The 10,311-nt window shown below is 75.2% G+C and carries 10 protein-coding genes and 1 riboswitch; of the genes, 7 read left to right on the top strand and 3 right to left on the bottom strand.

The genetic code is table 11. The features are described from left to right. Together BU198_RS19770 and BU198_RS19765 are read left to right on the top strand one after the other, a co-directional pair. The coding region (locus BU198_RS19770; protein WP_188298195.1) for an N-acetylmuramoyl-L-alanine amidase at positions 1 to 755 on the top strand (755 nt) is incomplete at its 5' end. A 186-nt stretch (positions 756 to 941) separates the two neighbouring features. Further along, a complete protein-coding gene (locus tag BU198_RS19765; protein ID WP_188298194.1) occupies positions 942 to 1,853 on the top strand; it encodes a hypothetical protein in 912 nt (303 codons plus the stop codon). Positions 1,854 to 1,966: 113 nt separating this feature from the next. Here the strand turns inward: BU198_RS19765 and BU198_RS19760 are convergent, their stop codons facing one another. The 3 genes from BU198_RS19760 to BU198_RS19750 all read right to left on the bottom strand — a co-directional run bounded on the left by BU198_RS19760 (position 1,967) and on the right by BU198_RS19750 (position 5,202). Further along, a complete protein-coding gene (locus BU198_RS19760; RefSeq protein WP_188298193.1) occupies positions 1,967 to 3,028 on the bottom strand; it encodes a prenyltransferase in 1,062 nt (353 codons plus the stop codon). Beyond that, a complete protein-coding gene (locus tag BU198_RS19755; RefSeq protein ID WP_188298192.1) occupies positions 3,025 to 3,768 on the bottom strand; it encodes a class I SAM-dependent methyltransferase in 744 nt (247 codons plus the stop codon). Before BU198_RS19755 ends, BU198_RS19760 begins: the two co-directional genes overlap by 4 nt. A gap of 123 nt (positions 3,769 to 3,891) precedes the next feature. Next, positions 3,892 to 5,202: a glycosyltransferase family 4 protein gene (locus BU198_RS19750; RefSeq protein ID WP_188298191.1), complete on the bottom strand. Its 1,311-nt coding sequence runs from the start codon at positions 5,200 to 5,202 to the stop codon at positions 3,892 to 3,894. A 233-nt stretch (positions 5,203 to 5,435) separates the two neighbouring features. Here BU198_RS19750 and BU198_RS19745 point away from each other — a divergent pair, with 233 nt between their 5' ends. The 5 genes from BU198_RS19745 to BU198_RS19725 form a co-directional block, all read left to right on the top strand. Then, on the top strand, positions 5,436 to 6,056 hold the full coding sequence (locus tag BU198_RS19745) for a TetR family transcriptional regulator (RefSeq protein WP_223244652.1): 621 nt from the start codon (positions 5,436 to 5,438) through the stop codon (positions 6,054 to 6,056). A gap of 125 nt (positions 6,057 to 6,181) precedes the next feature. Continuing rightward, positions 6,182 to 6,265, top strand: a riboswitch (cobalamin riboswitch). 105 nt (positions 6,266 to 6,370) lie between these two features. Continuing rightward, on the top strand, positions 6,371 to 7,612 hold the full coding sequence (locus BU198_RS19740; RefSeq protein WP_188298190.1) for a prenyltransferase/squalene oxidase repeat-containing protein: 1,242 nt from the start codon (positions 6,371 to 6,373) through the stop codon (positions 7,610 to 7,612). Beyond that, entirely contained in the window at positions 7,612 to 8,316 is a 705-nt protein-coding gene (locus BU198_RS19735; protein WP_223244651.1) for an SCO2322 family protein, read from the top strand. The genes BU198_RS19740 and BU198_RS19735 overlap by 1 nt, the downstream gene beginning before the upstream one ends. Positions 8,317 to 8,374: 58 nt before the next feature. Next, complete coding sequence (locus BU198_RS19730) at positions 8,375 to 9,484, top strand: energy-coupling factor transporter transmembrane protein EcfT (RefSeq protein ID WP_317620211.1); 1,110 nt, start codon at positions 8,375 to 8,377, stop codon at positions 9,482 to 9,484. Beyond that, positions 9,481 to 10,311 (top strand): energy-coupling factor ABC transporter ATP-binding protein (locus BU198_RS19725; protein ID WP_188298188.1); only part of this gene is annotated, 831 nt, incomplete at its 3' end. The genes BU198_RS19730 and BU198_RS19725, both read left to right, overlap by 4 nt.

Here is a 10,311-nt window from a genome sequence, read left to right as displayed (position 1 = left end):
CCCCGGCCGAGGCGCCCGCCACGACCCCGCCCCCGGCCCCGCCCACCGCGGCGACGGACCTGGCCGGCCGCACGGTCCTGCTCGACCCCGGTCACAACCCCGGCAACTCCGCCCACACCGCCGAGATCAACCGCCAGGTGGACATCGGCAACACCCGCAAGGAGTGCGACACCACCGGGACGGAGACCAACGCCGGCTACACCGAGGCCGAGTACACCCTGGACGTCTCCCGGCGGGCCCGCGCCATCCTGACCGCCAGGGGCGCGAAGGTGGTGCTGGTCCAGGACGGCGACCGCCCCTGGGGCCCGTGCATCGACGAACGCGCCCGCGCGGGCGCCGAGGCGCACGCCGACGTCGCGCTCTCGGTGCACGGGGACGGCGGCCCGGCCGCCGGCCGCGGGTTCCACGTGATCATGCCCGCCAGGGTGGTGGCGGGAAAGGCGGACAACGCGGCGATCGTCGCCCCCTCACGCCGGCTCGGCCTCCTGCTGCGTGACCGGTTCCACGCCGCGACCGGCGAACCGTACGCGGACTACATCGCCGAGGACGGCCTGGACACCCGCTCCGACCTGGGCGGGCTCAACCTCTCCACCGTCCCCAAGGTGTTCATCGAGTGCGGTAACATGCGCAACTCGACGGACGCGAAGCGGATGACGGACCCTCAGTGGCGCCAGCAGGCGGCCCAGGGGATCGCCGACGCACTGACCGCGTTCCTGACGACCCAAGAGAAGACCGAAGAGCGACACGGGAGTTGAACCGCGTGCCCCCGGGGGCGACGGTCCGCCCGGACCGCACGGTTTGCAACGACTTCGCCCCATTCCCGGTCCCGCCGTGCACCGGCAGGACGGTTGGGCCTAGGCTTCTGGTCCGTTCGGGAGTTTCGGCCGGTCGGCCCGACCGCGCGAACCACCGTCCACGACACGTCAACGAGGGGAACGTTAGTGAATCTGCGCGCTCTCACCAGGGGAGACGCCGCCGTCGCAGGCGCGGCCGTCCTGCTCTTCATCGCCTCCTTCCTGCCCTACTGGACCGTGGACTGCAGCGGCAGCCGGTACTGCCCCTCGTCGCAGAACGCGTGGAGCACGGACCTGTTCCCCATCCTGCCCTCGATCTACCTCCTCGGCATCGCCGCCGCGGTGCTGATCCTGGTGCAGCGCTTCCAGGGTGCGGCCGCGACCAACCGCCAGGTGCTCGGCCTGCGCCTGGACCAGTGGGGCATCGGCTTCGCCGTCTCGGCGCTGTGGACCTCGGTCTGGGCGCTCGGCGGCGGCACCTCCAGCTCCGTCGTCAGCCACGGCTTCGGCGCCTGGCTCGGCTTCATCGCGCTGCTCGTGCTCGCCGGTGCGGCCGCGGCCGCACCCGTGCTGCCCGCGCTGAAGGCCCCGCTGGTCACCGACCGCCCGGCGGCCGTCCCCGGCCAGCCCGGCCAGTACGGCTACCCGGGCCAGCCCGGCCACCCGGGTGCGCCCGGCCAGTACGGCTACCCGGCCCAGGGCCACGACCCGGCGTTCGGCGCCCAGGCCGGCTACGGCTACCCGGCCGGTCAGACGCAGCCCGGCCAGCCGGTCCCGGCCGCCCAGCCGCAGGACGCCGGCACCCCGGCCCCGCAGCCGGCGGCCCCGGTCGCGCAGCAGCAGGCGGCCCCGGCGGCGGACTTCCAGCCCTTCTGGTTCGCCGTCCCGGCCCCGCGCCAGCTGGCCCCGAAGGACAACCCGGCCGGCGCCCCGGTCGGCGAGGTCGTTCCCGGCACCTGGTACCTGGCCGTCGAGCAGCGCGGTGCCGCGCTGGTCGCGCAGCTGCCGGACGGCAGCCAGGGCGTGCTGGCCGACACCACGGGCATCCAGCGCGGCTGACGCCCCCGGGCGCACACGCACACGCGGAAGGGGCGGGACCGGTTCTCCGGTCCCGCCCCTTCGCCGTGTCCGCGGCCCTTCCCCCTGGCCGGGCCGCTTCGCAGCGTCCGCGCTCAGCAGCAGTCCTGGACCACCAGCCCGGCGGGCAGCTGCTCCCCGCCGAAGACCGCGACGGTCGCCGGGTCGCCGCCGAGCGCGGCCACCGCGAGCAGCAGCGCCCCGGCCGTCCAGGTGGTGCGCTCCTCGGGCCAGATCGCGTCGTCCTCGAAGACGTACCCGGTCCAGTACGAGCCGTCCTCGTGCCGCAGGTGCTTCTGGAACCAGCGCAGGATGTCCACCGCGCGGTCGGACTGGCCGATCGCCCAGAGCGCGAGCGCCAGCTCGGCGCTCTCCCCGCCGGTCACCCACGGGCGGTCGCTGACGCAGCGCACGCCGAGGCCGGGCACGACGAAGCGCTCCCAGTCCCGCTCGATCCTGGCCACCGCCGCGTCGCCGCGCAGGCCGGTGCCGAGCACCGGGTAGTACCAGTCCATCGAGTAGCGGCCCTTGTCCAGGAACCGCTCGGGGTGGTGGGAGACGGCGTGCCCCAGCCGTCCGGCCGCGAGCTCCCAGTCGGGCTGCGGCTCCTCCAGGTAGTCGGCGACGGCCAGGCCGCAGCGCAGCGCGTGCAGGATGCTGGACGAACCGGTGAGCAGCGCCTCGTCGGTGGCGGTGCCGTCCTCGTCGACCCGCCAGGCGATCGGGCCGCCGGGCAGCCGGAGCCCGACGATGAAGTCCAGGGCGCGCCGGACCGTCGGCCAGATCCACTCCAGGAACGTGTCGTCGCCGGTGCTGAGGTGGTGGTGCCAGACCCCGACCGCGACGTACGCGCAGAAGTTGCTCTCCTTGGCCTGGTCGGTGACCACGCCGTCGGTGTAGGCGGCGTACCAGGAGCCGTCCGGGTTCTGGGCGGCGGCGAGCCAGCGGTAGGCGGCCTCGGCGGCGGCGTGCTCGCCGGCCGTGTCGAGGGCCATCGCGGCCTCGGTGTGGTCCCACGGGTCGAGGTGGTGGCCGGCGAACCAGGGTATGGCGCCGTCGGGGCGCTGCTCGGCCAGGATGCTGCGCACGGTGTCGGCGGCCTGCTCGGCGTCGAGCACCCCGTCGAGCAGCAGCGCCTCGGGGACGGCGGCGGTCATGCCGCCCCGCCCGGCGCGCGGTTGGGCTTGGAGGCGTACGCGACGAAGCTCTTGCCGATCACCGGGTTGAGCGCCCGCTCGGCGGCCTTGGTGAGGGTGCTGATCACCGGGGTGCCGACGATGTCCCAGACCAGCAGCTGGTGGTAGGCCTTGACCGGCAGCGCCTTGTCGTTGCCGACACCGACCGCGCACTTGATCCACCAGTACGGCGAGTGCAGCGCGTGCGCGTGGTGGGTGCCGTACGGCTCCAGGCCCGCGTCCCTGAGCTTGTCGAGCAGTTCGTCGCCCCGGTAGATCCGGATGTGGCCGCCCTCGTTCGCGTGGTACTCGTCGGACAGCGCCCAGCAGATCTTCTCCGGGAGCCAGCGCGGCACGGTGACGGCGAGCAGGCCGCCCGGCTTGAGGACCCGGAACATCTCGTCGAGCACGCCCTTGTCGTCCGGGATGTGCTCCATCACCTCGGAGATGATGATCTTGTCGAAGTAGTCGTCCTCGAACGGGAGCGCCAGCGCGTTGCCCTCGATCGCGACCGCCGACGCGCCCTCGGGGGCCTCACCGGCCTGCTCCATCGCCGCGAACCACTTCCTGACCTCGGCGATCTCCTCGGTGTTCTGGTCGAGGGCGATCACGTTGGCACCGCGGCGGTAGCACTCGAACGCGTGCCGGCCCCCGCCGCAGCCCAGGTCGAGCACCCGGTCGCCGGGGGCGAGCGGGAAGCGCGAGAAATCGACGGTCAGCACTGCTGGACTCCCATTCCTATTGCTACCAAGCGTCCTTGACGCTTCGTCACGCTTTCTGTCCGCCACGTCGGGCCCCGCCTTACCCCGCCTCGCCGGGGAGGCTCGGCCCGCCGTCCAGGGCCGCTAGGCCACGTACCGCCAGCCGGGCCCCGAGCGGGCCCGGGCTCCGGCGCCGGTGGCGATCGCCGCACGGTAGGCCTCGGCGGTCAGCTCGGCGGCCCGCTCCCAGGTGAACCGGGCCAGCACCCGCTCCCGTCCGGCGGCGCCGAGACCGGCCCGCAGCTCAGGATCGTCCAGCAGCCGGCCGAGCGCGGCGGCCAGCGCGTCCGCGTCCCCCGGCGGCACCGCCAGGCAGGACTCCCCGTCGGGACCGGCCACCTCGGGGATCGCCCCGCCGGTGGTGGCGACCAGCGGGGTGCCGGTGGCCATCGCCTCGGCGGCGGGCAGCGAGAAGCCCTCGTACAGCGAGGGGACGCAGGCCGCCTCGGCCGAGCGGTAGAGGTCGACCAGCTCCCGGTCGGTCAGCCCGCTGCGGAACTCGATGTGCTCCGCCAGCCCGAAGCGGCGCACCGCCTCGGCGACCGGCCCGTCCTCCTTCTGCGGCTTGCCGACCACCACCAGGTGCGCGTCCCGTTCGGTGCGGACCTTGGCGAGCGCCTCGACCAGGAAGACCAGGCCCTTCAGCGGGACGTCCGCGCTGGAGGTGGTGACGATCCGGCCGGGCACCCGCGCGACCTCCGCCGAGGGCGACCAGAGCCGGGTGTCGGCGCCGATCGGCACCACCGAGATCGCGCCCGGCGCGACGCCCAGGTGCCCGGCGATCTCGCGCTGCGAGGTGCCGGAGACGGTGATCACGCGGTCCAGCCGGGCGGCGACCCGGCGCTGCATCCGGGTGAAGGCGTACCAGCGGCGCAGCGAGAGCCGCCTGACCCGGGTGGTGGCGGCGTCCAGCTCCAGCTGCCGGTCCACGGTGATCGGGTGGTGGATCGTGGTGACCAGCGGGAAGCCGTGCCTGGCCAGGCCCAGCAGGCCGTAGCCGAGGGTCTGGTTGTCGTGCACCACGTCGTAGCGGCCCTTGTGGGCGGCCAGGTACCGACGGGCGCGCAGCGAGAAGGTGAGCGGCTCGGGGAAGCCGCCGGTGCGCATGGTGGCGAACTCCAGCACGTCCACCGGGCCGCGGAACTCGTCGCGGGCGGGGGTGCGGAAGGGGTCGTCGGCGCGGTAGAGGTCCAGGCTGGGCAGCTCGACCAGGCGCACCGAGCCGGGACCCTCGACCTCGTCCAGCACCGGGTAGGGCTGGGCGCCGATCACGTCCACGTGGTGGCCGAGCCCGGCCAGCTCGCGCGAGAGATGCCGTACGTACACGCCCTGACCGCCGCAGAAGGGGTCCCCGCGGTACGACAACAGGGCAATCCGCAGCGGCTGCGCGGTCATCCTGGGCCCTCTTCTCTAGCTGCTATCGGTGCTGCCGGTCGTGTCTTCCGGTCGCTAAAGTAGATCAGGTTTCAGTGGCTGCGGAACTCGTCATCGACCACGTGAACAATGAGAGACCTCGAAGATACCGGCCCGTAGCTTTCCCTCAGGAGCCAGGGCTGGTGATTCCCGCCACGCCGAATCCTGCCGACCATGTGGAGCACGCCGCCACTCTCGCCCGCCCGGGAGCACCCTTGTCGCCGCCCTCTCCTTCGCCCCTGCCGCCGGTCCCGCCCCCGGGCGAGCCGCCGCTGACCGCACGCCAGGCCGAACGGCGCCGGCGCATCCTGCGGGCCGCCACCGCGCTGGCGGTGCGGGGCGGGTACGAGGCGGTGCAGATGCGGGAGGTCGCGGAGGGCGCGCAGGTCGCCCTCGGCACGCTCTACCGGTACTTCCCGTCCAAGGTGCACCTGCTGGTGGCGGTGATGCTGGAGCAGTTGCAGGGCCTCCACGAGCACATCCGGCGGCACCCGCCGACCGACGCCGAACCGGCGCCCCGGGTCGCCGACACCCTCACCCGGGCCTTCCACGCGCTGCAGCGCGAACCGCTGCTGGCCGAGGCGATGGTCCGGGCACTGTCCTTCGCGGACCGCTCGGTCGGGGCCGAGGTGGACCAGGTCAGCGCGGCCACCGGACAGCTCATCCTGGACGCCATCGGCCAGTCCGGGCCCCCCACCGAGAGCCAGCGCGCGGCCGTCCGGGTGATCGAGCACACCTGGCACTCGGCGCTGGTCGCCTGGCTCTCCGGGCGCGCCTCGATCGCCGAGGTACGGGCCGACCTGCACACCGCGGCCCGGCTGCTCACCCTGCCCTGAGCCCTTCCCGGTTCCCGCCGTGAGCCCTTCCCGACTGGAACGTGTTCCTGCCACGGCCCGGGCCGCCGACGCGCTCCGACGGCTACAGTCGACGGGCAGGACAACTCCATCCCGTTCCTCTCCCGGGGAAAGCCGGTGCGAATCCGGCGCTGACCCGCAGCCGTGAGTCCGGCGCCGTACCCCGGCCGCCCGGACGAGTCGGAGCACCCGGGGAGGGGCGAGCGGCCGGACCAGGCGCACGCGCCCGGCACCGTCGAGGTCTACGGAACGGCCCGCCCGGGCCACCACCGCTCACCGAAAGGCACACCCGCACCATGCTGACCGCCGCCCGTCTGGGCGCCGCCGCCCTGTCCGCCGCGCTGCTCACCGGCCTCGCCGCAGGACCGGCCCTCGCCGACGTCCCCGCCCCCACCGTCCCGGACGGCCTGTACGGCAAGAGCGACCCGACGTACGACGGCGTCTGGCGGCAGTCGCTGGCGCTCACCGCCCTGACGGCGGCCAAGATCACCCCGGCCGACTCGGCGGTCGGCTGGCTCACCGGACAGCAGTGCGAGGACGGCGGCTGGCCCTCCTACCGGGCCGCCGGCGCGGCCTGCGACACCACGTTCGAGGACAGCAACGCCACCGCCGTCGCCATCCAGGCCCTGATCGCCCTCGGCGGCCACCAGGACGCCGTCGACAAGGGCGTCGCCTGGCTCAAGGCCAACCAGAACGCCGACGGCAGCTGGGCCTACAACCCGGGCAACCCCGGCGACGCCAACTCCACCGGGCTCGCCGTCAACGCGCTGTTCGCCGCGAAGACCGACCCGGCGGGCGTCGCCAAGGCCGGCAGGTCCGCCTTCGACGGGCTCGCCCTGTTCCAGCTCGGCTGCGCGGCCCCCGCCGACCAGCGCGGTGCCTTCGCCTACCAGCCCGACGGGGTCGGCGGCGCCCCCGCCCCGAACGCCCTGGCCAGCGGCCAGGCCGCGCTCGCCGCCGGGGGCGGCCACCTGCCGGTCACCGGCTCGGTGCGCTCCGACGCCGCCCCCAAGACCCTCGCCTGCGCCTCCGACGCCACGGCCGCCGGGGCCCCGGTTCCGCACGCGGAATCCGGCGAGGCCGTCGGCGCCTACCTCACCGCCCAGCTCGCGGCGAACGGCGACCACCTCAGCCTCACCACCCCGGGCGCCGCCCCCACCCCCGACTACACCGCCACCGCCTGGGCCGCCCTCTCCCTCATCCAGAGCGGCCACCCCCAGCAGGCGGCCGGCGCCGTCGACTGGCTCGCCAAGGAGGGCGCCGGCTGGACCAAGGGCGGCACCGACGCCGGCGCCACCGCCACCCTCCTGCTGGTCTCCCAGGCCGCCCACCGCGACACCGCCGCCCTGACCGGCGAACTCACCGCCCTCGGCCCGGCGCCCAAGGCCACCGGAGCCGCCGCCTCGGCGACGGCCACCCCCGCGAAGAAGAAGGACGGGGGCATCGGCCAGTACTGGCTGATCGGCGTCGGGCTCCTCGTCGGCGTCGGCGGCGGCCTCCTGCTGAGCCTCCAGCGCAAGCGCAACCCGCACCTCTGATGCGGCCCGCACCCCACCCGACCCCGGGCGGCGCCCGGCCCGGCAGGCCCGGGCGGACCGTCGCCCGGCTGCTCCTGCCCCTCCTCGGGGCGGTGCTGGTGCTCGCCTCCGCCGCCCCCGCGCAGGCCGCCGGGTACCGCTACTGGTCGTTCTGGCGCGGCGCCGAGGGCGGAACCTGGACGTACCAGCAGCAGGGCCCCGCCGTCGCGGTGCCGCCGGACGGCTCGGTGGACGGCTGGCGGTTCGCGCTGAGCCCGGACGGCGGGCAGGACGCCGCGAAGCCGCGCACGGCCGGGAGCTTCGCGGAGATCTGCGCGGACACGCCCGCGCAGGACGGGCACAAGCGGGTGGCCGTCGTGCTGGACTTCGGGACCGCCGAGGACGCCGGTTCGTCCGCCGCCCCCGAGCCCGGGCAGCGGACCGCCTGCGCCGCCGTCACGCCCCGCGCCACCTCGGCCGAGGTGCTGGCCGCCGTCGCCCCGCCGCTGCGTTACGACACCAACGGGCTGCTGTGCGCCATCGCCGGGTACCCGAAGGCGGGCTGCGGCGACCGGATCGGCGCGGCCGGCGCGGCCAGGACCGACGCCGGGTCCACCGACCACGGCGGCAGCGGCCCGGACGTCGGCCTGATCGCCGGTGGCGCGCTGGTCGCCGTCCTCGCCGGCGGCGCCGTCTGGCAGGCGCGCCGCCGCCGTCACTCCTAGCCCCCGTCCCGTAGCCCCCCCCCCCCGTGGCCCCCGTGGCCCCCACCCAGGAAACACCGTGAGCAGCACCGCCGTCCGTAGCACCAGGCCGCCCACCGGCCCCCGTCAACTGCACCCCGGGGCCTGGTGGTTGTGGGCCCTCGGACTGGGCGCGGCGGCGACCAGGACCACCAACCCGGCGATCCTGCTGCTGCTCGCCGCCGTCGCCGGATACGTGGTCGCGGCCCGGCGCGGCGACGCGCCCTGGTCCCGCTCGTACGGGGCGTTCCTGCGGCTGGGCCTGCTGGTGCTCGGCATCCGGATGGTGTTCGCGGTCTTCCTCGGCTCACCGGTCCCCGGCACCCACGTGCTGTTCACGCTGCCCGAAATCCCGTTGCCCGCCTGGGCGCAGGGCGTCCGGATCGGCGGCCGGGTCACCGTCGAGGGGCTGCTCGCGGCGCTGTACGACGGGCTGCGGCTGGCCACCCTGCTGATCTGCGTCGGCGCAGCCAACTCCCTGGCCAGCCCGGCCCGCCTGCTGCGCGCCCTGCCCGGCGCGCTCTACGAGGCCGGCGTGGCGGTGGTGGTGGCGATGACCTTCGCGCCGAACCTGGTCGCCGACGTCCGCCGGCTGCGCGCCGCACGGCGCCTGCGCGGCCGCACCGACAAGGGCATCGCGGCCGTGCTGAGCGTCGGACTCCCGGTGCTGGAAGGAGCGTTGGAGCGGTCCATCGCACTGGCCGCGGCGATGGACACCCGGGGCTTCGGCCGCACCGCCGACGTCCCGCGCCGGCTCGCCAGGGCGACCGCCGCGCTCACCCTGGCCGGGCTGCTCGGGGTCTGCCTCGCCGCGTACGGGCTGCTGACGGCCGGCGGCGCCGGCTGGGCACTGCCGGTCCTGCTGATCGGCCTGGCCGCCGCCTTCGCCGGACTACTGCTCGGCAGCCGACGATCCGTCAGAAGCCGCTACCGACCCGACCCCTGGGCCCTGCCGGAGTGGCTGACCGCCGGCTCGGGGGCGGCCGTGGCGGCCCTCACCACCTACCTGGCCACCCAGGACCCGGCCGCCTTCGCCCCCACCGTCGTCCCGCCGACCGTCCCCGCACTGCCGCTGGCCGCCGTGCTGACCGTCCTGCTCGGCCTGGTACCGGCGTTCGCCGCCCCGACCCCGCCCCGGAGGGCATCGTGATCACCTTCGAGCAGGTCTCCGTCCGGTACGCGGACTCCGCCGCGCCCGCGCTCAGCGACGTCGACCTCACCGTCCCCGAGGGCGAACTCTGCCTGCTGGTGGGCCCGTCCGGCTCCGGCAAGTCCACCCTGCTGGGCACGGTCAGCGGGCTGGTGCCGCACTTCACCGGCGGCGTGCTGCACGGCCGGGTCACCGTCGGCGGCCGGGACACCCGCGAGCACCGGCCGCGCGAACTCGCCGACCTGGTGGGCACGGTGGGGCAGGACCCGCTGGCGCACTTCGTCACCGACACGGTGGAGGACGAACTCGCCTACGGCATGGAGTCCCTGGGCCTGCCCGGCGACGTGATGCGCCGCCGCGTCGAGGAGACCCTCGACCTGCTCGGCCTCGCCGACCTGCGCGACCGCTCGCTGACCTCCCTCTCCGGCGGCCAGCAGCAGCGCGTCGCGATCGGCTCGGTGCTCACCGTGCACCCGCGCGTCCTGGTGCTGGACGAACCCACCTCGGCACTCGACCCGGGCGCGGCCGAGGAGGTGCTGGCCGTCCTCCAACGCCTCGTGCACGACCTCGGCACCACCGTGCTGATGGCCGAGCACCGGCTGGAACGGGTCGTCCAGTACGCCGACCAGGTGCTGCTGCTCACCCCCGGCGCCCCGCCCGTCCTCGGCGAGCCCGCCGAGGTGATGGCCCACTCCCCGGTGCACCCGCCGGTCGTCGGCCTCGGCCGACTCGCGGGCTGGCGGCCGCTGCCGCTCTCCGTCCGCGACGCACGCCGCAGGGCCGCACCGCTGCGCGCCGAACTGGACGGCCGGGCGCCGGCCGCCGCC

The organism is Streptomyces sp. CBMA156 (genome assembly GCF_014596515.1).
Classification (GTDB): Bacteria; Actinomycetota; Actinomycetes; order Streptomycetales; family Streptomycetaceae; genus Kitasatospora.
Note: the sequence above shows the minus strand (reverse complement) of the source record. Positions and strands in the feature narration are given on the sequence as shown.

Excerpts from the sequence above, each read along its gene's own strand:
- BU198_RS19740 (WP_188298190.1), top strand. The coding sequence starts at position 6,371 with ATGCTGACCGCCGCCCGTCTGGGCGCCGCCGCCCTGTCCGCCGCGCTG.
- BU198_RS19735 (WP_223244651.1), top strand. The coding sequence starts at position 7,612 with ATGCGGCCCGCACCCCACCCGACCCCGGGCGGCGCCCGGCCCGGCAGG.
- BU198_RS19760 (WP_188298193.1), bottom strand. The coding sequence starts at position 3,028 with ATGACCGCCGCCGTCCCCGAGGCGCTGCTGCTCGACGGGGTGCTCGAC.
- BU198_RS19750 (WP_188298191.1), bottom strand. The coding sequence starts at position 5,202 with ATGACCGCGCAGCCGCTGCGGATTGCCCTGTTGTCGTACCGCGGGGAC.